Origin of the sequence: Halomonas sp., assembly GCF_014859505.1 — a bacterium.
In the GTDB taxonomy this organism is placed as follows: Bacteria; Pseudomonadota; Gammaproteobacteria; order Pseudomonadales; family Halomonadaceae; genus Halomonas.
The window spans coordinates 1-21,830 of the sequence record NZ_JACUUD010000020.1 but is presented as its reverse complement, the minus strand read 5'-3'; the positions used below and the strand labels follow the sequence as shown (position 1 = coordinate 21,830).

At 67.7% G+C, this 21,830-nt stretch carries 21 protein-coding genes; 12 read left to right on the top strand and 9 right to left on the bottom strand.

Annotation, left to right across the window (positions count from 1 at the left end):
* Positions 1–6: 6 nt before the first annotated feature.
* Positions 7–2,058: a biofilm regulation protein phosphatase SiaA gene (siaA, locus tag IBX53_RS04860; protein WP_290906177.1), complete on the bottom strand. Its 2,052-nt coding sequence runs from the start codon at positions 2,056–2,058 to the stop codon at positions 7–9.
* Between the two features lie 441 nt (positions 2,059–2,499).
* Between siaA and IBX53_RS04855 the strand changes: the two genes are divergently transcribed.
* A complete protein-coding gene (locus tag IBX53_RS04855) occupies positions 2,500–2,916 on the top strand; it encodes a CopG family transcriptional regulator (RefSeq protein WP_290906174.1) in 417 nt (138 codons plus the stop codon).
* A gap of 23 nt (positions 2,917–2,939) precedes the next feature.
* Entirely contained in the window at positions 2,940–4,196 is a 1,257-nt protein-coding gene (locus IBX53_RS04850; RefSeq protein ID WP_290906171.1) for a PHB depolymerase family esterase, read from the top strand.
* A gap of 43 nt (positions 4,197–4,239) precedes the next feature.
* On the opposite strand, the gene IBX53_RS04845 is transcribed toward IBX53_RS04850, so the two are convergent.
* The gene (locus IBX53_RS04845) at positions 4,240–6,180 is read right to left on the bottom strand and encodes an exoribonuclease II (RefSeq protein ID WP_290906223.1); all 1,941 of its coding nucleotides are present in this window, start codon (positions 6,178–6,180) and stop codon (positions 4,240–4,242) included.
* A 255-nt stretch (positions 6,181–6,435) separates the two neighbouring features.
* Between IBX53_RS04845 and IBX53_RS04840 the strand changes: the two genes are divergently transcribed.
* From IBX53_RS04840 to IBX53_RS04810, 7 genes are all read left to right on the top strand, one after another.
* Complete coding sequence (locus IBX53_RS04840) at positions 6,436–7,161, top strand: response regulator (RefSeq protein WP_290906168.1); 726 nt, start codon at positions 6,436–6,438, stop codon at positions 7,159–7,161.
* Positions 7,162–7,244: 83 nt separating this feature from the next.
* Entirely contained in the window at positions 7,245–8,651 is a 1,407-nt protein-coding gene (locus tag IBX53_RS04835; protein ID WP_290906221.1) for an ATP-binding protein, read from the top strand.
* Positions 8,652–8,836: 185 nt separating this feature from the next.
* Positions 8,837–10,039 carry an ABC transporter substrate-binding protein gene (locus IBX53_RS04830; RefSeq protein WP_290906218.1) on the top strand — a complete coding sequence of 401 codons (1,203 nt, stop codon included), beginning with the start codon at positions 8,837–8,839 and terminating at the stop codon, positions 10,037–10,039.
* A gap of 79 nt (positions 10,040–10,118) precedes the next feature.
* Positions 10,119–11,051 (top strand): carbohydrate ABC transporter permease, encoded by a 933-nt coding sequence (locus IBX53_RS04825; RefSeq protein WP_290906165.1) that lies wholly within the window; start codon positions 10,119–10,121, stop codon positions 11,049–11,051.
* The gene (locus IBX53_RS04820) at positions 11,044–11,922 is read left to right on the top strand and encodes a carbohydrate ABC transporter permease (protein WP_290906162.1); all 879 of its coding nucleotides are present in this window, start codon (positions 11,044–11,046) and stop codon (positions 11,920–11,922) included. Before IBX53_RS04825 ends, IBX53_RS04820 begins: the two co-directional genes overlap by 8 nt.
* A 28-nt stretch (positions 11,923–11,950) precedes the next feature.
* Complete coding sequence (locus tag IBX53_RS04815; RefSeq protein WP_290906158.1) at positions 11,951–13,072, top strand: ABC transporter ATP-binding protein; 1,122 nt, start codon at positions 11,951–11,953, stop codon at positions 13,070–13,072.
* Between the two features lie 72 nt (positions 13,073–13,144).
* Entirely contained in the window at positions 13,145–13,693 is a 549-nt protein-coding gene (locus IBX53_RS04810) for an NUDIX domain-containing protein (RefSeq protein WP_290906156.1), read from the top strand.
* A 6-nt stretch (positions 13,694–13,699) separates the two neighbouring features.
* On the opposite strand, the gene IBX53_RS04805 is transcribed toward IBX53_RS04810, so the two are convergent.
* The 4 genes from IBX53_RS04805 to IBX53_RS04790 all read right to left on the bottom strand — a co-directional run bounded on the left by IBX53_RS04805 (position 13,700) and on the right by IBX53_RS04790 (position 16,896).
* Positions 13,700–14,143 (bottom strand): universal stress protein, encoded by a 444-nt coding sequence (locus IBX53_RS04805; protein ID WP_290906153.1) that lies wholly within the window; start codon positions 14,141–14,143, stop codon positions 13,700–13,702.
* A gap of 100 nt (positions 14,144–14,243) precedes the next feature.
* On the bottom strand, positions 14,244–15,299 hold the full coding sequence (locus IBX53_RS04800) for a YcjF family protein (protein WP_290906151.1): 1,056 nt from the start codon (positions 15,297–15,299) through the stop codon (positions 14,244–14,246).
* Complete coding sequence (locus tag IBX53_RS04795; protein WP_290906148.1) at positions 15,296–16,687, bottom strand: YcjX family protein; 1,392 nt, start codon at positions 16,685–16,687, stop codon at positions 15,296–15,298. The genes IBX53_RS04800 and IBX53_RS04795 overlap by 4 nt, the downstream gene beginning before the upstream one ends.
* Positions 16,688–16,707: 20 nt before the next feature.
* On the bottom strand, positions 16,708–16,896 hold the full coding sequence (locus IBX53_RS04790) for a hypothetical protein (protein WP_290906146.1): 189 nt from the start codon (positions 16,894–16,896) through the stop codon (positions 16,708–16,710).
* Positions 16,897–16,979: 83 nt separating this feature from the next.
* Between IBX53_RS04790 and IBX53_RS04785 the strand changes: the two genes are divergently transcribed.
* Positions 16,980–17,531 carry a DUF924 family protein gene (locus IBX53_RS04785; RefSeq protein WP_290906143.1) on the top strand — a complete coding sequence of 184 codons (552 nt, stop codon included), beginning with the start codon at positions 16,980–16,982 and terminating at the stop codon, positions 17,529–17,531.
* A 49-nt stretch (positions 17,532–17,580) separates the two neighbouring features.
* Positions 17,581–17,823, top strand: coding sequence for a GlsB/YeaQ/YmgE family stress response membrane protein (locus IBX53_RS04780; RefSeq protein ID WP_110068247.1), 243 nt, complete (start codon positions 17,581–17,583; stop codon positions 17,821–17,823).
* A 60-nt stretch (positions 17,824–17,883) separates the two neighbouring features.
* Here the strand turns inward: IBX53_RS04780 and IBX53_RS04775 are convergent, their stop codons facing one another.
* The 3 genes from IBX53_RS04775 to IBX53_RS04765 all read right to left on the bottom strand — a co-directional run bounded on the left by IBX53_RS04775 (position 17,884) and on the right by IBX53_RS04765 (position 21,371).
* Positions 17,884–18,486 (bottom strand): hypothetical protein, encoded by a 603-nt coding sequence (locus IBX53_RS04775; RefSeq protein ID WP_290906136.1) that lies wholly within the window; start codon positions 18,484–18,486, stop codon positions 17,884–17,886.
* 117 nt (positions 18,487–18,603) lie between these two features.
* A complete protein-coding gene (gabT, locus tag IBX53_RS04770) occupies positions 18,604–19,896 on the bottom strand; it encodes a 4-aminobutyrate--2-oxoglutarate transaminase (protein ID WP_290906131.1) in 1,293 nt (430 codons plus the stop codon).
* Positions 19,897–19,925: 29 nt separating this feature from the next.
* Positions 19,926–21,371: an NAD-dependent succinate-semialdehyde dehydrogenase gene (locus tag IBX53_RS04765; protein ID WP_290906126.1), complete on the bottom strand. Its 1,446-nt coding sequence runs from the start codon at positions 21,369–21,371 to the stop codon at positions 19,926–19,928.
* Positions 21,372–21,615: 244 nt separating this feature from the next.
* Between IBX53_RS04765 and IBX53_RS04760 the strand changes: the two genes are divergently transcribed.
* On the top strand, positions 21,616–21,830 hold a 215-nt coding region (locus IBX53_RS04760), incomplete at its 3' end, for a hypothetical protein (RefSeq protein WP_290906124.1).

The window sequence follows — 21,830 nt, the reverse complement described above, 5'->3', positions numbered from 1 at the left end:
CTCTCCTCAACGGGTGTTGCCCGTCTCCTGGGGTGGCGGTGGGGAAGTGGTGTCCGGGGGTTGCGGCTCCAGGCGGAAGGCCAGCAGCGTGATGTCGTCACGCTGGGAGAGGTCGCCCTGGTGATCGCGCAGGGCTGCCTCAAAGGCCGCCATCTGCTCCGCCAGCGGTTGACCGGCCTGGGCCAGCAGCAGCGCCCGGAAGCGGCGGTTGCCGAAGCCGAAGCCGTCGCTGCCCCCGGCCTGGTCGAGGAAGCCGTCGCTGCACAGGGTGTAGGTCCAGCCGCGGCGCAGCGGCGCCACCCGGTTTTCAAAGCGGGTCGGCCGGCGATGGCCCAGGGCGCGTCGGTGGCCGGGCAGCGTCTCCAGACGCTCGCCGTTGCTGGCATGGAGGTCGATCTTGGCCCCGGCGAAGGTCAGGGTCCCGGCGGTCGGGTCGACCCAGGCCAGGCCCATGTCCATGCTGGTGGCGATGGAGGCGGGCAGTTGGTCCTGGGGCAGCAGCAAGCGGCCCTGGCGGTCGATCTCCCCCAGCACGGCCGCCGGATCCTCGACGCCCTGTCGGGCGAGGGCGTGGTCGATGATGCCCCGGGCGAGCATGGTCATCAGGGCACCCGGCACGCCGTGGCCGGCACAGTCGACGATGCCCAGCAGGTAGCCGCGCTCGGTGGCGCGGAAGACGTAGAAATCGCCGCCCACCACGTCGCGCGGCTTCCAGAGGACCCCATAGCGATGCCGCAGGTGCCGATCGAGGGCGTCGTCGGGCAGGATCGCCTGCTGGATGATGCTGGCATACTGGATGGAGGCCTCCAGCTGGCGGTGGGCCGTCACCATCTGGGCATGGGTTTCCTCGAGATCCCGTGTGCGTTCGCGCACCTGGCCTTCCAGATCTCGGGTATAGCCTTCCACCCGGCTTGCCATATGAGCAAAGGTCCGCGACAACTCGCCGATCTCGTCCCGGCGCTCGGTGGGAAGCCGGGAGTGGTAGTGGCCCTCGGCGATGGCCTGGGCGGAGAGCTTCAGCCGCTGCAGCGGGGCGAGGATCAGGCGATGGGTGCTGTAGGCGAAGCTGGCTGTCAGCAGCGCCAGCAATAGGCCGAAGGCGAGCACCATGGGCCAGAACCAGCGGCGGTCCAGGAGCGGAGCGGCCTGCAGGTCCAGAGCGGTGATCAGTAGCCACTGCAGCTCCGGCAGGTAGCCCACGCTCAGCAGCCGGGGCTCCCCCTCCAGTTCGGCCTCCAGTGCCACCACGGTCCCGGGACGGCGCATGGCGTCGTGCATGGCCCGCCGCAGTGGCTCACGGTCGGACACGCCGACGAGTGTCTGGATCCGCGGGCGATCATCGTCTCCCAGTGGATGGCGGCCCGAACCTAGAGCGATGCGTGAGGTGTCGGGATGCACCTGCAGGGTGCCGCGGGAGTCGACCAGCATCGGTGTCATGCCGGCCGGGGTGTTGCCCAGGAAGCGTCGGATGAACTGCTGAAGATCGATGCCGCCCCCGGCCAGGCCCAGCAGGGTGCCGTTGTCCATCACCTTCACGTTGAACCGGACCATGGCCCTATCGAGTGCCTGGTCGGCGCTGACGTTGATGTCGTAGGTGGAGGTGCTGGCCATGGTGGCGAAGTACCAGGCATGGTCAGGTGCCTCCTGGGACAGGCGATAGCGCGGTTCTGTGCCGTTGTCCCCGCCGCCATCCCCGAGGTAGTAGTCCCCGGAGGCATGGTCGATGATGAAGTAGGAGCGGCTGGCGAAGTGTTGCCGGAAGCCCTCGGCCTCGGCGAGGAACCGCGCCTGGCGCGTCGGGTCATCGGGGGCGCGCAGCCATTCACGGGTCACGATGGAGTCGGCTAGTCTTCGTGACAGGGCAAGTTCCCGCGTCACGGGCGCGATCACCCTCTGCATCTGCAGCAGGGTGTACTGCTCGGCAAAGGCGCCGGCGAAATGATCGCGGACCTCGGCGACTGCCCTCCAGCCGATCAGCCCCGCCGGCATCAGTGCCAGCAGGCAGGCCAGCAGGAGGAGGCTAACCGATTTACCGCGTAGGCCGAGTCGAGCTGCCATGGCATGCGAGTCTCGTGACGTTTGGGTTCCATCCACTGTCAGACATTGCCATAAAGCGGCGATGCAGGCGATGGCCGGATCCCGGCACCGTCAACGCAGCGCGATTTACCGACATTGCCCACCCCTCGAGTGCGGCGATCTCCTACAGGCGAAGTGGGGATTGGCGACTAGCGCCCTTTGCTGTCTGGCATGGGTCCGGGCCTGTGCGATCTTGCTTTCCTGTTACTTCATTCCCGACACCTGCGTAACGACCCAACCGTCGGCGGGTCGTTTTCCTCTGTCCGCGGCTTGACTATTGCCCCGGCTGGCCTACTATACCACTCATTAAGCCATCCATATGGATGGTATATGGAATACATTTGGATGTTTTTATGGGATTCGTAAGATGTTCAATAAGCGCCGGGCGAGAGGCTTCCCTCCTGGGCCAACGAGGTATCACGGATGAGCGTGCATGAATTGCGCCGCAAGGGCGGCGATGCCAGCGAAAAGATCACCATCAACCTGGGGGTGGTCGATCTGGGGCAGATCGATCTGCTGGTCCAGGAAGGGTTCTACTCCAACCGTACCGATCTGATTCGCACGGCGATCCGCAACCAGCTGGCCACCCATGCGGAAGTCGTCAGGGAAACCGTGGCGCGCAAGGCTTTCGTGCTGGGCCTGCAGGACTTCAGTCGCAGCGATCTCGAGGCACTGCAGGCCGCCGGAGAAGTGCTGCAGATCCAGGTGATTGGGCTGGCCCGCATCGCCGGGGATGTCTCACCGGAGCTTGCCCGCGCCACCATCGAATCGGTAGTCGTGTTGGGGGCCCTGCATGCCAGCGCCGCGGTGAAGGCTGCCCTGGCGGATCGGATCCACTGAATCACTGAATAGGGATGTTGACGATGATCGACGCCACCATGACGCGAAAAATGGAAGAAGCGACGCGGCTCACCCGCGCGGGGAAGCTGCACGAGGCCATGGCCGTCCTCCGGGGCGCCATGCCCGAGGCCACATCCCAGGGCATGGGAGACGAAATGCAGGCTGACCCGGGCCGCGCGGGTACTCCCCGCATGGGCAGTACCTTCGAGGGGACCTGCCGGGTCATGGACGGGGAAGTGCCGGAGTCGAGATCGGCGTCTGACCCGGGTGGTGACATCGGGCTGTCTCCTGCCTGGCGCGACAAGTGGCGCCAGTTGCGTGAGTCCGTTGTGCCGCTCGAGCCGGCACGGGGCATCGACGAGGCAGCCGAGCCCGGCGCGTTCACCGCGGGTCGCTGTACCCATCATGCCGGCACGCGCGATTACAAGCTGTATCTACCGAGTGGCTATCATGGCCAGGCATTGCCGCTGGTGGTCATGCTGCATGGCTGCACGCAGACCCCCGATGACTTCGCTGTCGGAACCAACATGAACCGGCTGGCCGAAGAACAGCTGTGTTGCGTGCTCTATCCGGCACAGCCGGTGACCGCCAACCATTCGAAGTGCTGGAACTGGTTCAGGGCCGAGGACCAGCAGCGTGAGGGCGGTGAACCGGCGATTCTCGCGGCCATGACCCGCCAGGTCATCGACACCTACGACCTCGATGCAAGCCGGGTCTATGTCGCCGGGCTATCGGCCGGTGGGGCCATGGCAACGACCCTGGCGATGACCTACCCGGACCTCTATGCGGCGGTAGGCGTGCACTCCGGGCTACCACACGGCGTGGCTCAGAGTCTCCCCGATGCCCTGGGGGCAATGCGGGGGGGAACGGGCCCCCTGGGTGGCGGTAGGGGCCGAGCGTCCGGATGGGCGTCCGAGGTGCCTGCCATCATCTTTCACGGCGATCACGACACCACCGTGCACCCCAGCAACGCGCAGCGCGTTGCCGCCCAGTACGCCGCCTCGCGCCGAGCGAGCGAGTCGGCAAGGTCCGGCGCGGGCAGCGCCAGGGTCACGGTGGAGCAGGGGCGGGTGGTCAATGGCCATGCCTATACCCGTACCACGCATCACGACGCCGAGGGCGAGCCACGCCTGGAGCAGTGGCGGGTAACGGGCGCGGGCCACGCCTGGTCGGGAGGTAGTGCGCAGGGAAGCTATACCGATCCCAGAGGCCCGGACGCCGGGAAGGAGATGCTGCGCTTCTTCTATCGCCATCGGCAGGACGGACGCAGCGTGAGCTGATGCGTCATCCAGGTTCGCTCCATCGAGCAAAAAGATCGGATGGTCAGTCCGTGGGGCGTCCCACCAGGGAGCGGGTCTCCTCGCGCGCCTCGGTCAGGGCCACGCGGATATGGTCGCCCAGCTTGAAGCGCTCCTCGCCCTCGATCTGGATGCGCCCCTCCTTGTCGTCGATGGCCACCTTGCTGCGGTCGCTGTGCATCATCGGCGCAGGGATGAAGGCGGTGGCACCGTTGGCGGTCAGGCGCACGCGCATGCCGCCGCGGTTGATGGCGATGATCTCGGCGTCGAAGGCCTCCTGGGCCTCGGCGGCCGGGCCCAGATAGCGCACGTAGAGCCAGTCCTTGACGTCGCGCTCGGCCATGCGGTTGAGGCGGCGGCGCTCGGTGAGCTGCTCGGTAAGCGCAAGGCTGGCCTCGGCCGGCGCCTGCTCACCCTTGAGCACGCGCTTGATCAGGCGGTGGTTGACCATGTCGCCGTACTTGCGGATCGGGGAGGTCCAGGTGGCATAGGCGGACAGCCCCAGGCCGAAGTGCGGGCCGGGCTTTGCCGACATGCTGGTGAAGCCCTGGAAGCGGCGTAGCCGGACGTCCAGCCAGGCGTCGTCGCGGCCCTCGAGTTCGCGCTTCAGCTCGGTGTAGCGGGACAGCTCGGTGAGCTGCTCGCGTTCCACCTCGATGTCCTGGGCGGCCAGGAACTCCTGGGCGGCCTCGGCCTTCTCGGGCTCGAAGGCGCGGTGCACGTTGAAGATGCCGTGGCCCACGTGCTCGGCGAGCAGGTGGGCGCAGCAGGCGTTGGCCGCGATCATCGACTCCTCGATCATGCGATTGGCGATGCGCCGCTCCTCGGTGCGCACGCCCAGCACGTTGCCGGCCTCGTCCAGGTCGAAGACGTAGTCGGGGGTGTCCTTGAACACCAGGGCGTGCTCGGCGCGCCAGGCGCTGCGGGCCTCGGTCATGGCTCTCAGCGCCTTGAGCTGCTCGGCGATCTCCTCGGCCGGGGCCCAGTCGCCCTGGCCCTCCAGCCAGTCGGAGATGCGGTCGTAGGCCAGCTTGGCGTGGGAGGTCGCCGTGGCGGCGAAGAAGCGGTAGTCGCCCAGGCTGCCATCGGCGTGCACGGTGAGGGTGCAGGCCAGCACCGGACGTTCCTTGTCCTCCCACAGCGAGCAGAGGTCATCGGCCAGCTGCTCGGGCAGCATGGTGACGTTCTGGCCCGGCAGGTAGACGGTGAAGGCCCGGGTGCGTGCCTCCAGGTCGGCCGCATGGCCCTCGGACACGTAGGCGGTGGGGTCGGCGATGGCGACGCTCAGGTCCCAGCCGCCATCCTCGCGGGGCACGATGCGCAGGGCGTCGTCCATGTCGCGGGTCTTCTCGCCATCGATGGTGAAGAAGGGTTCGGCGTTGAGGTCCTCGCGGGTGAGCCCCTCATCGAGCAGCGGCCAGTCGTCGCCGGCGTCCGGGCACTCCTGCTCCAGTGCGTGGCGAGCGAGAGTGACGCGCCACGGCACGGCGGGGTCGTCGGCCTTGGCCACCAGCTCGTCGATCTGGGCGAGGAAGCCGCGATCGTCGGTCTTGAGGGGGTGACGCACCAGCCGCGCGACGATCCAGTCGGCGTCGCCGATGCTGGCCTCATCCAGGCTGCGCTTGATGCGCGCCTTGATCGAGTTGTTGATCAGGGGGTGGTCGGGCACCACGGCCAGACGGCCCTCGCGCTTCTGCACCCTGGCGACGAAGCGGTCGAGGCCCTGTTCGATCAGGGTGTCGGGTTCGACGCGCTTCTTGTCGCCCTCCTCGTGGAGGACCGCGCCAACGCGATCGCCGTGCAGCACCTGCTTCATGGCGGGGGGCGGGACGAAGTAGGACTCACCCTCGTCGGTCTCGAGGAAGCCGAAACCTTTCTGGGTGGCCTTGATCACTCCCTCGACGCGGGGAGTGCTGGAGCGAATCTGTTGCTTGAGCTGGGCAAGCAGGGCGTTGTTCTGCAGCATGATCACGAACATGTGGCGGGGGTAGGGGGCCACTATACGGATTCCCTGGCCCGGGGCCAAACGCCGGGCGTGCGCCCCACGGCGAATCAGCAGCTTGCATCGGGGAGCGCAGACGGATGAGGTTGCCACCTTGGTCGTAATCGGCTTGCCGGCGCTGTCGCCCTTGGCCATCATCGATTCCCGATAACAATCTCGACAACAACAAGACGCCAGGGGCGATGCTCTCCTGTCCCTCCCTCCCGATGCCAGGCTCCGATGACGACGACCCCTGCCACCCTGATCGTGGTCGATGACGATCCCGAGATTCGCGAACTGCTGGCCGACTATCTCGGCCGCCACGGCTACCGTGCGCTGGTTGCCGAGGATGCCGAGGTGCTGCGCCGATTGCTGGACCACGAGACTCCCGACCTGCTGATCGTCGACATCATGCTGCCCGGTGACGACGGTTTCACGATCTGTCGCGAGGTGCGTCGGCGGAGCGAGGTGCCGATCATCATGCTGACCGCCAGTGCCGACGAGACCGACCGCATCCTCGGCCTGGAACTGGGTGCCGACGATTACCTGGGCAAGCCCTTCAACCCCCGTGAGCTGCTGGCGCGCATCAAGGCGGTGTTGCGGAGAACCCGCATTCCCTGCCCGCCAGCCGCGCCAGCCGAGGCACGGCTGGTGGCCTTCGGGGAGTGGTGTCTCGATCGCATGACCCGCGAGCTGGTCAACTGCCAGGGCGAGCGGCACTCGCTTTCCGGTGCCGACTTCCAGTTGCTGCAGGTCTTCCTCGAGCACCCTGGGCGGGTGCTCTCCCGCGAGGCGCTTTTCGAGCTGACGCGGGGTCGGCCCGCGCCACCGCTGGACCGCTCCATCGACGTGCATGTCTGCCGGCTGCGCCAGCGGCTCGGTGAGGATGCCCAGCATTCCCAGCTGATCCGCACCGTGCGCGGGACCGGCTATGTGCTCACCGCGGCGGTGGAAGCCCAGCCGTGAGGGAAGGGGGGCGCTGGCGTCGCATCAGGCGCCGCTGTGCCCGTTGCCTGCCCGGTAGCCTGCGCGGGCGCTTCGTGCTGATCATGGTGGTCGGCGTGCTGGGGGCCCAACTGGCCAGCTTCACCATCTGGACGACCCAGGTGCGCTCCAGCCAGCTCGAGCAGCTCGACGAGCTGTCGCGCAACGTGGCCTTCAGCGTCGCCTCCACGGTGCGCTTCTTCCGTTCGCTTCCCATCGGGTATCGGCATATCGTCCTCGACCAGCTGCGTGACATGGGCGGCACGCGCTTCTTCGTCAGCGTCAATGAGCGGCGCATCGCCGTGGAAGACATCGGCGACGGGGCTGCCAGGCAACTGGTGGTGGGCAACTTCCGGGATGTCCTGTCGCGGGAGCTCAATCTCGACGAGCTGGTCGTCGAGTTCTCGCGCCCCGAGACTCTGAGGGTGTTCAACAACGAGGTCCTGTTGCATGACCTGCCGGCGCGCTGGGGACAGCACAGCCTGCTGCTCGAGCCTCTGTCACCGCCGATCCTGGTGGTGCAGCTGGAACTCGAGCCAGGGGTCTGGCTCTATGTCGCGACACTGCTGCCGGTACCAGACCTGCTAGGCGAGAACGCCTGGCTGTCGGAGGAGCGGCTGCTGGCGGGCTTGATCGTACTTTTCACCGTGATCGGGCTGTCGCTGATGGGCATCCGCAGCGCGACCCGGCCGTTGGCACGGTTGTCGCGGGCGGCACGGCAGCTCGGCCGCGATCTCGATGCACCACCACTGCGCGAGAGCGGTCCCCGGGAGGTGGTGGCCACCGCCCTGGCCTTCAACCGCATGCAGGAGCATATCCGTGAGCAGGTGGCAGAGCGTGAACGGCTGTTCTCGGCGATCTCCCACGACCTCAAGACACCGATCACCCGCCTGCGGCTGCGTGCCGAGATGCTCGACGACCCGCACCAACGCGAGCGTTTCTGCGCCTCCCTCGATGAGCTCGACCTGCTGGTCAAGGGGGCCCTGGCCTCGGTGAAGGGGCTGGACCTGCACGAGGCGATCGAGGCGCTCGACCCACGCGACCTCCTCGACAACCTGGCCGAGGAGCTGAGGCTGCAGGGCGGCGATGTGGCGATCAGCGGGCACGCACCCCCCCTGGCGGTCAAGCCGCTGGCCTTCAAGCGCTGCCTGTCCAACCTGCTGGAAAACGCGATCTTCTATGGTGGGCGTGCCGAGGTGTCGCTCGAGCAGGGCGCCGACGAGCTGGTCATTACCATCCGCGATCACGGGCCAGGTATTCCCCGGGAGCAACGCGAGCGTGTCTTCATTCCCTTCGTGCGTCTCGAACCGTCGCGCAGCAGACACACCGGGGGCAGCGGCCTGGGGCTCGGCATCGCGCGGCATATCGCGCGTGCAATGGGGGGCGACATCACCCTCGAGTCGCCTTCCGGTGGCGGCCTGCTGGTGCGGCTGTCGTTGCCCCGTCCGGAGCATATTACCGAGCTGCAATAATCCGCCAACACTATGCAGGACTAGGTAACCCCTGCCGGCGCGGCACTTGGTGTAGCGTGTCGTCATCCCGGTGGTGTACCGGGCACGACAACAACACGAGGAGTCACGCCATGCCTGCCTTCAAGACGACCCGCTTCGACAAGACCCGACTCGCGATTGCTACCGGCCTGGTGGCCGCCATCAGCATGACCAGCGCCCAGGCCGGCGAGGTCGAGGTGCTGCACTGGTGGACCTCCGGGGGAGAGGCGCGTGCGGCCAACGTGCTCAAGGAGCTGATGGAGGCCGAGGGGCACGAATGGCAGGACTTCGCCGTGGCCGGCGGTGGCGGCGAGACGGCCATGACCGTGCTCAAGTCTCGTGCCATGTCCGGTAACCCGCCCTCCGCGGCGCAGATCAAGGGACCGGAGATCCAGGAGTGGGGCGAGCTCGGCCTGCTCGGTGACCTGGATGCCGTGGCCGAGGCAGAGGGCTGGAATGACCTGCTGCCCGAGACCGTGGCCGAGATCATGCGCCACAATGGCCAGTACGTGGCCGTGCCCGTCAACGTCCATCGGGTCAACTGGCTGTGGGCCAACCCCGAGGTGCTGGACGCCGCCGGGGTGGCCATGCCCACCACCCTCGACGAGCTGTTCGAGGTCGCCGGGGCGATCCGCGAGGCGGGCTACATCCCCCTGGCCCACGGCGGCCAGGCCTGGCAGGACGCTACGGTGTTCGAGAGCGTACTGCTGGCGACCGGAGGCAGCGAGTTCTACCGGCAGGCGCTGGTCGATCTCGACCCCGAGGCGCTGGGCAGCGATAGCATGGTGAAGGCGCTTGAGACCTTCAAGCGGCTGCGCGAGCTGATGGACGACGACATGCCGGGCCGCGACTGGAACATCGCTACCTCCATGGTGATCCAGGGGGATGCCGCCATGCAGCTGATGGGCGATTGGGCCAAGGGTGAGTTCACCGCCGCCGGCCTGACGGCGGGCGACGACTATTTGTGTGCCACCGCGCCGGGCACCGCGGGCGCCTTCACCTTCAACATCGACAGCCTGGCGATGTTCCGAGTCACCGGCGAGGCCGAGCGGGAGGCCCAGCAGACCCTGGCGCGCCTGGTGCTCGAGCCCACCTTCCAGCAGGCCTTCAACCAGGCCAAGGGGTCGATCCCCGCCCGCCCCGACCTGGACATGAACGACTTCGACAGCTGCGCGCGACAGTCGCTGGACGACTTCCAGCGCACCGCAAAATCCGGCGGCCTGGTGCCCAGCATGGCCCACGGCATGGCGGTCCGTGCCGACGTGCAGGGGGCGATCTTCGACGTGGTGACCAACTACTTCAACTCGCGTGACATGGTCGCCGAGGAGGCCGCCCGGCGCATGGTCACCGCTGCCCAGGCGGCATTGTAACGCCTAGTCGAAATGAGGGGCGGGCCTGTCCCTGCAGGTCCGCCCCAGTAGAACGCCGTTCACGTCCGAGGTTCCCCCTATGTCACTATCGAGTCCCGGGGTGCAGTCGGCCGCCGGTCCTGGTGCCCGGCGCAGTTCGTCCGGCCTGCTCCAGGCTTGGCTGCCCAAGCTGATACTGGCGCCGTCGATCGCCATCTCGCTGTTCTTCGTCTATGGCTTCATGCTGTGGACCTTCGTTCTCTCGTTGACCAATTCGCGCATGCTGCCCAGCTACGACTTCGTCGGCTTTGCCCAGTATGCGCGGCTGATGGCCAATGATCGCTGGTGGGTGGCTTCCACTAACCTGGTGGTGTTCGGCGGCCTGTTCGTGGCGATCTGCCTGGCACTAGGGCTGCTGCTCGCTATCCTGCTCGACCAACGTATCCGCCAGGAAGGGGTGTTACGCACCGTCTACCTCTATCCCATGGCACTGTCGTTCATCGTCACCGGCGTGGTGTGGAAGTGGCTGCTCAATCCAGGCCTTGGCATCCAGGCCATGGTGCGTAGCTGGGGTTTCGAGAACTTCCGCTTCGACTGGCTGGTGAATCCCGATATGGCCGTCTACACCCTGGTGATCGCCGCGGTGTGGCAGGCTTCCGGCTTCGTCATGGCGCTGTTCCTCGCCGGGCTGCGCGGCATCGACGACAGCATTCTCAAGGCCGCCCAGCTCGACGGCGCCAGTCTGCCGCGTATCTACTGGCGGGTGGTGATTCCCTGCCTGCGCCCGGTGGTGTTCAGCGCGGTGATGATCCTCTCGCATATCGCCATCAAGAGCTTCGACCTGGTGGTGGCGCTCACCGGCGGCGGACCCGGCTATGCTTCCGACCTGCCGGCCACCTTCATGTATGCCCACGCTTTCACCCGGGCACAGATCGGTCTGGGCTCGGCCAGCGCCATGCTGATGCTGGGCGGCGTGCTGGCGATCCTGATTCCCTATCTCTACTCCGAGCTGAGGAGCCGCCGCCATGGATAACGTCATTCGGCGCCGCACCGTCGGCGCGCGGATCGGCCGCGCCATGCTCTACGCCGTGCTGCTGCTGGCCGCGCTGTTCTATCTGCTGCCGCTGGCGGTGATGCTGATCACCTCGGTCAAGCCGCTGGCGGAAATTTCGCCGGGGACGCTGCTATCCCTGCCCCGGGAGCCGACCCTGGCTCCCTGGGCCAAGGCCTGGGGTGAGGCCTGTACCGGCATGCGCTGCGAGGGGGTAGGGGGCTACTTCTTCAACTCCATCGCCATCGTGGCACCGGCCGTGGCCATCTCCACGGTCATCGGGGCCCTCAACGGCTATGCCCTGACCAAGTGGCGCTTCCGTGGTTCCGAGCTGCTCTTCGCGCTGATGCTGTTCGGCTGCTTCATCCCGTTCCAGGTGGTGCTGCTGCCCATGGCGCAGACACTGGGCTGGCTGGGGCTGTCGAGCTCCCGGGCGGGGCTGATCCTGGTCCACGTGGTATTCGGCATCGCCTTCACTACGCTGTTCTTCCGCAACTTCTTCGTGGCGGTGCCCACCGAACTGGTCTCGGCGGCCAAGCTAGACGGGGCAGGGTTCTTCCGCATCTTCTGGCGCATCCTGCTGCCGGTGTCGACGCCGATCATCGTGGTCTCGGTGATCTGGCAGTTCACCCAGATCTGGAACGACTTCCTGTTCGGCGTGGCCTTCTCCGCCCATGACACCCAGCCCGTGACGGTGGCACTCAACAACCTGGTCAACACCTCCACCGGGGTCCGCGAATACAACGTCGACATGGCGGCGGCGATGATCGCGGCACTGCCGACCCTGTTGGTCTACGTGCTGGCGGGTAAATATTTCGTTCGCGGTCTCACGGCCGGCTCGGTCAAGGGCTGAGCAACCGAACAACAAAGAGGTTTTCGACATGGCAGCGCTTGAAATCAATAACGTGTGCAAGATCTTCGGGAGTGAGCAGGTGCTGCGTGACGTCAGCCTGGCCATCGACTCCGGTGAGTTCCTGATCCTGGTCGGGCCGTCGGGCTGCGGCAAGTCGACCCTGATGAATGCCATCGCCGGGCTGGAGCCGGTGACCAGCGGCGAGATCCGCATCGCCGGGGAGGAGGTCACCTGGCAGACCCCGGCGGAGCGCGATATCGCCATGGTATTCCAGTCCTATGCGCTCTATCCGAGCATGACGGTGCGCCAGAACATCAGCTTCGGGCTGGAGATGCGCAAGGTGCCCAGGGCCGAACGCGAGGCCGCCGTCGAGCGGGTCGCCGACCTGCTGCAGATCTCGCACCTGCTGGACCGCAAGCCGTCACAGCTCTCCGGCGGCCAGCGCCAGCGGGTCGCCATGGGCCGGGCGCTGGCCCGAGAACCCAAGATCTACCTGTTCGACGAGCCCCTTTCCAACCTGGATGCCAAGCTGCGGGTCGACATGCGCACCGAGATCAAGAAGCTTCACCAGCGGCTCGGCACCACCATCGTGTATGTGACCCACGACCAGATCGAGGCGATGACGCTGGCCGACTGCATCGCGGTGATGCGCGACGGCCGCATCCTGCAGCTGGGCACGCCCGACGAGGTGTACAACGACCCGGTGGATATCTTCGTCGCCGGCTTCATGGGCTCGCCGTCGATGAACTTTATCGTTGCCATCCTCGAGGGTGGGGCGGGGGACTACCGCCTGCGTATCGCCACCCCGGAGGAGGAGGATCTGGTGCTGCCCTGGCCGGCGGTGCGGGAGACCCCGGACATGGCCGGGCAGGTGGGGCGGGAGGTGATACTGGGGCTGCGCCCCGAGCACATCGGCGAGGAGGATGCTCGCCTCGGCGACCGCAACGAGGGTACTCGGATCACCGCTCGCATCTCGGTCGTCGAGCCCACCGGGGCTGATATCCTGCTGCAGCTGCCACTGGGGCAGGGAGAGGTGACCGCCCGGGTGGGCCCCCGCTGCCGGGTGCTCGCCGGCGAGCGCCTGGCACTACGCGTCGACATGGGGCGAGCGGTGCTCTTCGATAGCGAGACCGAAAGGCGGCTGGCCTAATGGCAAGGGTGGTTGCTTCACGGCTCGGAGATGTGTAAGTTGCGCGCTTTCTCGCCTCGACGGAGTCGTCACATGCAGCTGCTCGAACGCATCGTCCATCCCGAGCTTAATCGCCTCGATGTGCCGGCGTCTCGGATTCATCGCCGCCGTGCCGCACGCGGCATCGTCCTGGACGGCGATGAGATCCTGCTGCTCTATACGCGCCGCTACAACGACTTCAGCTTTCCGGGCGGCGGGGTGGATGATCACGAGGATCTGCTCGAGGGCCTGCATCGGGAGCTGGCCGAGGAGACCGGTGCCAGCGGTGTCGAGGTGGTGTCGCCGTACGGCTGGGTCGAAGAGTTCAGGCCGCACCACCGGCCGCAGTATGACCTGATGCACATGAACTCCTACTTCTACCATTGCCGTGCCGACCGGGACCTCGGCGAGACCCGGCTTGAGGACTATGAGCGGAACAACGGCATGGAGCCTTGCTGGGTCAGGCTTGAGGAGGCCATCGATCACAATCGCGGTGTGATGGCGGCCAGGGAGGCGAGCATGGGGCTGTCGATCCTTCGCGAGACCCGCATGCTGGAGCACGTGGCGCACCATCTGGTGCCAATGGCGGCCACGGCGGTGTAGCGGGGTTCAGCGCACGGTGATCACGGTGCACTCGGCGGTATGGGCCACCTTGTGGGAGACGCTGCCGACTACGAAGCCCTGCAGGTCGCTCAAGCCGCGGCTGCCCATGACGATGGCATCGATACCGCGTTTGCGCGCCTCGCTGAGGATGGTGCGGGCCGGGTCGCCCTGACCGATCACGGTCTCGATGCTGGTGGCACCCTGCTCGCGGGCGGCCTCGGCGGCACGGCTGATCACCTGCTTGCCGGCTTCCTCGCGCTCCTCGCGGCTGGCCTCGATGGCGATGGCGCCAATCCCCCATACCAGGGTGGTCTCATGGGCGAGCTCTTCCGGAATATGCACCAGGTGCAGGGTGCAACCCTCTTCCTGACGGACGAGCTGGCAGGCCACGGAGAGCGCCTTCTGGGCGTGCTCGGAACCATCGATGGGGACCAGGATGGAGGTGAACATGGAAAGACTCCTTGTATGAATCGGGGTTAATCCGAGCCTAGCGGGTTTCGGCGCCCAGGTCATGCATCTGCAGCCCGGAGGCTGCGTGAATTGACATGTCTCAAGGGTGGCGCTCGTCATTCGCCTCCAGCCGGCGCAGCTGCTGCCACAGTTCGCGGCGTAGGTCGCCCAGGCGAGGACGGCTCTCTTCCGGGAAGGACAGCGGTCGAGTGAGCCGCTGGGTGCGCAGCCCCAGTCGGGCGCTGAGCAGGCCGACGCCCATGCCCTGGGCGGCGCGGGTCGAGAGCCGGCCGGCCAGGTTCATGGAAAGCATCTGCATGCCGGCGTCACCGGCCATCTCCGTCGCACCGGCGAAGGCCATGTGATAAAGCACGCTGCGCAGCAGGCGGATCCTTCCCGGGTAGCTCAGCTCCAGGCCGTAGAGGCGGCACAGGCGGTCGATCATCGCCAGGCTGCGCCAGGCCACCAGCGCCATGTCCACCAGGGTCAGCGGGCTGACCGCCACCATGATCGCCGTTTCGCCGGACATCCGTGAAATCAGCCGGCTCGCTTCGCGGTCTCGGGGGGCCAGGAGGTGGTGGTCAAGCAGCAGCTGGATGTCATGGCCATCGTGATGGGCCTGGCGAGCAGCCAGGAAGCCCTGCCAGTGGGGGTGGTCGTCATCCAGGGCCAGGGCGCGCCGCAGCGCCTCGGCGGTGGCCTGGCCTTCCCCGTAGGTGGCCGCGGGCAGGGCCTCGAGGCGTTCGCGCAGCCGGTCGTGGCGGCGCAGCCGGCGCAGCCGCCATAGCTCGCGAACCAGCGCCGAGCCCCCCAGTACCAGGGCCAGCAGCAGGAGTCCGCTCCAGGCGCCGGCCAGCCAGTTTCCGCCCAGGCCGGCGGCGTAGAGGGTCTTGCCGGCTTCCACGGCGCCGAGCCCCAGGGTGCCGCCGAGCAGGGTCAGCAGCCCCCAGCGTCGCCGCCGCGGCCGGGCCAGGCTCGCCTCCAGGGTCTGCTCGCCGGGTCCCGGCGGCTCATCGGCCAGGTGGCGGCTGGCCAGCTCGGTGTCGAAGGCCACGGCGGGGCGCGGGTCAGGCGAGGAGGGCGCCTCGGCCTCGGCCGCCTCATTGGCCTCGGGTGAAAAACGCTGGCCCGGGCGCGGGTCGCGGGGCGGGGTCATTGCAGCTTGTCTCCGATCAGCCAGTCCAGGGCGGTATCCATGCGGATATGGGGCAGGGCGCCGCCCTCCATGGGCAGCGGCCGAAAGCTCGGATAGGTGAAACCCTGGCGGGCCCAGAAGGCCGCGTCGGGCAGGCGCTCCGGTACCTCGCCGGGAAACAGCAGCAGCGGTTCGCCATCGAGGCCTGTGGCGCGCAGGGCGGGAGTGCGCCTGCCGCGATGCTCCACCTCGCGAGGCTCGCTGGCGCGGATGGCCGCCAGCGACAGGGCCCGCACCGGCACGCTGGCGAAGCGCAGGTCCTTGAGGGGTTCGGCCAGCAGCGCCTCGAGCAGCGCCACCAGCCGTGGATGCTGCTCCGGGGTGACGTGGTCGGCCTTGGTGGCGGCGATGGCCAGCCGATCGATGCGTGGCGCGAAGAGCCGCGACAGCAGGCTGCGCTGGCCGTAGTCGAAGCTCTGCATCAGGTTGGAAAGGGCTCTCGAGAGATCCTGGAAGCGCTCCGGGCCGGCATTCAGGGCGCCGAGCAGATCCACCAGCACGATCTGGCGGTCGAAGCGGCGGAAGTGGTCGCGGTAGAAGGGCCTCACGATGTGCTGCTGGTAGTACTGGAAGCGTCGCGCCAGGGTGGCGTAGTTGCTCTCGGGCGGCAGGGTGGCCAGTGCGGCCGGGTCGACCTCGGCCACGCCGGGCAGCGGGAAGAACTGCAGCACCGGGGCGCCGGCGAGATCGCCCGGCAGCAGGAAGCGTCCCGGCTGAAGGTCGGCGAAGCCCGCCTCCCGGGCGGCGCGCAGCCCCTCGGCGTAGCGCTCGGCGATCTGGGCCAGGCGGGCCTCGTCGGCCTCGCCGGCGGGGTCCAGGGTCGCCACGGCGGCGTGCCAGCCGGCGAAATGGGCGTGCCGCTGATCCCCCCCCAGGGCCTGCTGGCTGCGACACCAGCTGGGGTAGTCGTGGGCCAGCAGCGGCAGGTCGAGCAGCCACTCTCCCGGGTAGTCGAAGAGGTCCAGGGTGAGCTGGCGGGTCTCGCCGGCAAACCAGCCGCGCTTCGCCGGACGATAGCGCAGTGCCAGGCGCAGCTCGCTGATGCCGCGGGTCGGCTCGGGCCAGCGCGGTGGCGTCTCGGCCAGGGCCGCCATGGCCTGGTCATAGGGGAAGCGCGGTACGCCAAGATCCTGCTGATTGACCCGCCGGGCACCCAGCAGGCGCCCCTGACGGGCCGCAGGCAACAGGTCGAGCCTGGCCTCCAGGCCGACATGGCGCAGCTGGTTGACCAGCGAGGTGAGGAAGGCGGTCTTGCCGGAGCGGGACAGGCCTGTCACCGCCAGACGCAGCTGGCGGTCGCGGCCGCGCTCGAACAGGTCGTGGAGTTCGCGAGCCAGGGGCTGGCGCATGGGCAGGGCCTCCTCGGCGCTCAGCGGGGGCCGGCGAGCATGGCATAGAGCAGCGGGCTCGCCGCGATCACGAAGCCGGCGCCGGCCAGCAGGTAGCCGGGCATGCGATGCCGGGTACGGTGGGCCAGGGTCAGGCCCCCGATACAGACCACCATGCCCACCAGATTGAAGCTGAAGGAGGCCATCTCCATGAAGTGCTGGGGCGACATGCGCGCTCCTCGGGTTGCCGTGTGCTGTGGGGAATGGTATCAGGTGTCGGGGTATCTCCGCAGGGCCGACCAGGAGGAAGCACATGGCCAGGTTACCGGATGCCCAGGCGGTGATCCGCTTCTGGTTCGACGAACTGGCGCCGACCCAGTGGTTTCGCCAGGACCCCGGCCTGGATGGCGAGATCGCGGCGCGCTTCGGCGAGCTGCTCGAGGCCGCCGGGCGCGGCGAGCTGTGGTCGTGGCGGCTGTCGGCGCGGGGTCGCCTGGCCGAGGTGATCGTGCTCGACCAGTTCTCGCGCAATATCCACCGCGACACGCCGCTGGCCTTCGCGCGGGACCCGGTGGCGCTGGTGCTGGCCCAGGAAGCCGTGGCCAGCCGCATCGACCGTCACCTGGAGGTGCCGTGGCGCGCCTTCCTCTATATGCCCTGGATGCACAGCGAGTCCCTGGCGATCCATGACGAGGCCCTGGGGCTCTTCGACCAGCCGGGCCTGGAGGAGCAGCTGCACTTCGAGCATCGCCATCGCGACATCATCCTGCGCTTCGGTCGCTACCCGCACCGCAACGCGATACTGGGTCGCCCCTCCACGCCGGAGGAGCTGGCCTTCCTCGAACAGCCGGGATCATCGTTCTGAGTGGCTCGGCGCCAGAGTACCGACAAAGAGTAACGACAAGGAGAGCTTCATGGGACTGATTGCCTGGTTGATCATCGGCGGCCTGGCGGGCTGGATCGCCGGCCATATCATGCGCGGGGGCGGCTTCGGCATCCTCGGCAATATCGGCGTGGGGGTCGTGGGAGCGGTGATCGGCGGCTTCCTGTTCAGCCTTCTGGGGCTGCAGGCCGGGGGCTTCGTCGGCTCGCTGGTGACTGCCATCGTCGGCGCCGTGGTGCTGCTGTGGGTGATCTCGAAGGTCAGAAAGGCCTGATTTACCGTTTGCCATCATGCGATCACGGCGCCCGGCTCATGCCGGGCGCCGTCGTTTTCGTCAGTGGTCGGCGGGGCGCGGCAGGATACGCCGATAGCGATCCAACGCCTGGTCGAGCCAGGCGCCGCTCAGTGCCACCTCGTCGCGCCGGGCCGGCACCCTTACCTCCAGCAGGAAAACGCCGGGGGTGGCGCTACCGGCGGTCAGGCGCCGGGCCAGGGCTGCGGGCAGGTGCTCGGGACGACGCCAGACGAGGCGCAGGGCACGGTGGTCGATCAGGTACTGCAGGCGGGCAGAATCGGTGAGCACCGAGGCAGCACCATAGGCCAGTCCCCGGGAGAGACTCTCCAGGGTGCGGTAGAGCGGGGCCCCGGCGGCACGGCAGGCGTGGGCACCCTCGACGAAACAGCGCTCCCGCTCCGTCGGGTCCTCTGGCCACTTGCCGCCGGCCAGGTGCGCCCGGGTGGCAGGGTAGGCCAGGGTGATGGCCACGGCGGGGGTGCCGTCGGCCAGGGTGGTGGCCGGTTCGGTGATGGCACCGTGGTGAAGCTCGCCGTGCAGCCAGCGATAGTCGCAGGCCTGCTGCACAGTGGCCTGGGCCTCCTGGGCGGTATGGCTGGCGCCCTGCAGGGAGCGCAGCAGGGAGAGGGTTCGCAGTATCACGGGATGGCCTCGCGGTAGACGCCGTCATCTTCCCGGCTGGCCTGTTCGATGGCAAGGCCCCAACGAGCACCGCCCGGTGCATGGCCGGGCGGTGGGGTCACGCAGGCAAGATGCCGATCAGGCGGTGGCGGGCTGACCCACCAGCTCCTTGAGGGAGGCCTCGACGATATCCAGGCCCTCCTCCAGCACCTCGTCCTCGATGGTGACGGGCATCAGGAAGCGGATGGTGTTGCCGTAGAGGCCGCAGGAGAGCAGCACCAGCCCCTTCTCGCGGGCCCGCTTGCACAGCGCCGCAGCCAGGTCGGCATTCGGGGTGTGGCTGGCCTTGTCTGAGACGAGATCCAGCGCGGCCATGGAGCCCAGGTGGCGACCGTTGTCGACGCAGTCGAAGGCCTGCTGCCACTTGGCGAAGCGCTTGCCCAGCTTCTCGCCCAGCGCCTGGCTCTTCTCGAGAATGTTCTCCTCCTCGAACACCTCGAGGACCGCCAGCACGGCGGCGCAGGAGACCGGGCTGCCGGTGTAGGTGCCGCCCAGTGAGTTGGGGCCGGAGGCGTCCATGTGCACGTCGGTGCCCACCACGGCGGAGATCGGCATGCCGTCGGCCATGCTCTTGGCCATGGTGATGATGTCGGGCTCGACGCCGCTGTGCTCGATGGCGAACATCTTGCCGGTGCGGCCGAAGCCGGACTGCACCTCGTCGACGATCATCAGCATGCCGTGTTCGTCGCAGATCTCGCGGATCGCCTTGAGGAAGCTCGCCGAGGCGGGATAGAAGCCGCCCTCACCGAGAACCGGCTCGATCACGATGGCTGCGGTGTCGCGGGGGTTGGCGTCGGTCTTCAGGGTCATCTTCAGGCCGCGCAGGGCCTCGTCCTCGCTGACGCCGTGATAGGGCACCGGGTAGGGCGCGCGGAACACGTTGCCCGGCATGCTGCCGAAGTCGGCGGCGTAGGGGGCGACCTTGCCGTTCATGGCCATGGTCATGAAGGTACGGCCGTGATAGCCGCCGTCGAAGCAGATCACGTTGTTCTTGCCGGTGGCGGCGCGGGCGATCTTGACGGCATTCTCCAGGGCCTCGGCGCCGGAGTTGGCCAGCATCACCTTGGCATGGCCGCGCACCGGGGTGACCTTGCTCAACTGCTCGGCCACCTTCACGTAGCCCTCGTAGGGCATCACGGTCTGGCAGGTATGCATGACGCGGTCGAGCTGCGCCTTGACGGCCTCGACCACCTTCGGGTGGCGGTGGCCGATGTTGAGCACGCCGATGCCGCCGGCAAAGTCGATGATGCGGTTGCCGTCGGCGTCCCAGATCAGGGCGTTCTCGGCGCGATCGGCGAACTGGGTAGCGGGGCTGGCCGCGCCGTTGGCGACATAGCGCTTCTTGAGATCGTTGAGTTCAGCGTTGGTCATGATGCCTCCTGTTGGGTGGTCGGCGACGCTCACAGGCCGCCGATACACACGTATTTTAGTTCAGTGTACTCATCCAGGCCGTGGTGCGAACCCTCGCGACCCAGCCCTGACTCCTTGACGCCGCCGAAGGGGGCCAGCTCGGTGGAGAGGATCCCCTCGTTCACTGCCACCATGCCGTACTCCAGCCCCTCCATGACATGCCAGATGCGACGGTAGTCGCGGGCATAGAAGTAGGCGGCCAGGCCAAACTCCGTGGCATTGGCCATGGCGATGGCCTGCTCTTCGGTCTCGAAGCGGAACACCGGCGCCAGGGGGCCGAAGGTCTCCTCCCGGGCGACCCGCATCTCCTCGGTGACATCGGCAATCACGGTGGGTTCGAAGAAGGTGCCGCCCAGGGCGTGGGGCTTGCCGCCGCAGATCAGGCGACCGCCCTTCTCCAGGGCATCGGCAATGTGGGCCTCGACCTTGTCCACTGCCGCGGCGTTGATCAGCGGGCCCTGCATCACGCCCTCCTCGAGGCCGCTGCCGACCTTGAGGTCGGCGACCCGAGCGGCCAGTTTCTCCACGAAGGCATCGTAGACCCCGGCCTGGACCAGCAGGCGGTTGGTGCACACGCAGGTCTGGCCGGAGTTGCGGTACTTGGAGGCCACGGCGCCCTCCACGGCGGCGTCCAGGTCGGCGTCGTCGAAGACGATGAAGGGGGCGTTGCCGCCCAGCTCCATGGACGCCTTCTTGATCGTACCGGCACACTGGGCCAGCAGTCGTTTGCCGACCGGGGTAGAGCCGGTGAAGGACACCTTGCGTACGCGGGGGTCGGTGGTCAGCACCTCACCGATCCCGGCCGGGCGGCTGGCAGTGACCACGTTGAGTACGCCCGCGGGGAAGCCGGCCAGCTCGGCCAGTCGCGCCACGGCCAGGGCAGTCAGCGGGGTGGCCTCGGCGGGTTTGATCACCACCGGGCAGCCGGCGGCCAGCGCCGGGGCGCACTTGCGGGTGATCATCGCCAGCGGGAAGTTCCAGGGGGTAATGGCAGCCACCACGCCGATGGGCTCGCGGAACACCAGGATGCGCTTGTCGACGCCGTGGCTCGGCAGGGTCTCACCCGCCACGCGCTTGGCCTCCTCGGCGTAGAATTCCACGAAGGAGGCGCCGTAGGCGACCTCGCCGCGGGACTCGGCCAGCGGCTTGCCCTGCTCCAGGGTCATCAGCCGGGCGAGTTCCTCCTGATGGGCCATGATGGCGTCATACCAGGCCCGCAAGAGGTCGGCGCGCTCCTTGGCGGTGCGTTTCCGCCAGGCCGGCCAGGCGGCGTCGGCCGCGGCCACGGCGTCGCGGGCGTCGTCGGCGGTCAGGTCGGGCACCTCGGCGAGGACCTCGCCGCTGGCGGGGTCGGTGACGGCGAAGCGAGCCTCGGCATCACGCCATTCACCGGCGATGAAGGCCTTGGGGATCAGGATGTCGGGCAGGAGTGGCATGGTGCCTCCATGGGGATTGTCATCATATTTTACGCAGTGTGCATTATTTGAAACGTTTCGCCAAGCCTGTGCGAAGCACCGGCAAGCCCGGGCTTTGAGCCAAAAGGAGAGGCTCGACCCATCGGCGGCGGCGGCGCTTTCCGCTACACTGTCACGCCTGAAAAAAGCGGGGGGCGCCTGACGACCCGGTGCCAACCATCGTCAGCGACCGCTGTCTTCCTTTCCGACTATGCCGAGGTGAGCCTTGATCGATCCGCTGAATGCCTGGTGGGCCCAGCAGCTGGTGCTGTGTGACTGGGCCTTCGACCCCGACCCGCTGAGCGTGGAGCCTCAGGCCGCCCTGGAACGCTTACAGGGGCTGGGTGTGGCGGACCGTGGCGAGCTTGGCTGGCGTCTGGTGGAGTCCTTCGGTGCAGGGGGCAGCATGGCCGATCCGGCCCGCTTGCTGGCGGCCCTGGA

What these genes read in the sequence shown, in the direction of transcription:
- IBX53_RS04855 (WP_290906174.1), top strand. Translation starts at nt 2,500, where the DNA reads ATGAGCGTGCATGAATTGCGCCGCAAGGGCGGCGATGCCAGCGAAAAG.
- IBX53_RS04765 (WP_290906126.1), bottom strand. Translation starts at nt 21,371, where the DNA reads ATGCCACTCCTGCCCGACATCCTGATCCCCAAGGCCTTCATCGCCGGT.
- IBX53_RS04785 (WP_290906143.1), top strand. Translation starts at nt 16,980, where the DNA reads ATGGCCAGGTTACCGGATGCCCAGGCGGTGATCCGCTTCTGGTTCGAC.
- IBX53_RS04800 (WP_290906151.1), bottom strand. Translation starts at nt 15,299, where the DNA reads ATGACCCCGCCCCGCGACCCGCGCCCGGGCCAGCGTTTTTCACCCGAG.
- IBX53_RS04795 (WP_290906148.1), bottom strand. Translation starts at nt 16,687, where the DNA reads ATGCGCCAGCCCCTGGCTCGCGAACTCCACGACCTGTTCGAGCGCGGC.
- IBX53_RS04790 (WP_290906146.1), bottom strand. Translation starts at nt 16,896, where the DNA reads ATGTCGCCCCAGCACTTCATGGAGATGGCCTCCTTCAGCTTCAATCTG.
- IBX53_RS04835 (WP_290906221.1), top strand. Translation starts at nt 7,245, where the DNA reads ATGGTGGTCGGCGTGCTGGGGGCCCAACTGGCCAGCTTCACCATCTGG.
- IBX53_RS04815 (WP_290906158.1), top strand. Translation starts at nt 11,951, where the DNA reads ATGGCAGCGCTTGAAATCAATAACGTGTGCAAGATCTTCGGGAGTGAG.
- IBX53_RS04830 (WP_290906218.1), top strand. Translation starts at nt 8,837, where the DNA reads ATGACCAGCGCCCAGGCCGGCGAGGTCGAGGTGCTGCACTGGTGGACC.
- IBX53_RS04805 (WP_290906153.1), bottom strand. Translation starts at nt 14,143, where the DNA reads ATGTTCACCTCCATCCTGGTCCCCATCGATGGTTCCGAGCACGCCCAG.
- IBX53_RS04810 (WP_290906156.1), top strand. Translation starts at nt 13,145, where the DNA reads ATGCAGCTGCTCGAACGCATCGTCCATCCCGAGCTTAATCGCCTCGAT.
- IBX53_RS04850 (WP_290906171.1), top strand. Translation starts at nt 2,940, where the DNA reads ATGATCGACGCCACCATGACGCGAAAAATGGAAGAAGCGACGCGGCTC.
- IBX53_RS04825 (WP_290906165.1), top strand. Translation starts at nt 10,119, where the DNA reads ATGTCACTATCGAGTCCCGGGGTGCAGTCGGCCGCCGGTCCTGGTGCC.
- gabT (WP_290906131.1), bottom strand. Translation starts at nt 19,896, where the DNA reads ATGACCAACGCTGAACTCAACGATCTCAAGAAGCGCTATGTCGCCAAC.
- IBX53_RS04845 (WP_290906223.1), bottom strand. Translation starts at nt 6,180, where the DNA reads ATGCTGCAGAACAACGCCCTGCTTGCCCAGCTCAAGCAACAGATTCGC.
- IBX53_RS04820 (WP_290906162.1), top strand. Translation starts at nt 11,044, where the DNA reads ATGGATAACGTCATTCGGCGCCGCACCGTCGGCGCGCGGATCGGCCGC.
- IBX53_RS04780 (WP_110068247.1), top strand. Translation starts at nt 17,581, where the DNA reads ATGGGACTGATTGCCTGGTTGATCATCGGCGGCCTGGCGGGCTGGATC.
- siaA (WP_290906177.1), bottom strand. Translation starts at nt 2,058, where the DNA reads ATGGCAGCTCGACTCGGCCTACGCGGTAAATCGGTTAGCCTCCTCCTG.
- IBX53_RS04840 (WP_290906168.1), top strand. Translation starts at nt 6,436, where the DNA reads ATGACGACGACCCCTGCCACCCTGATCGTGGTCGATGACGATCCCGAG.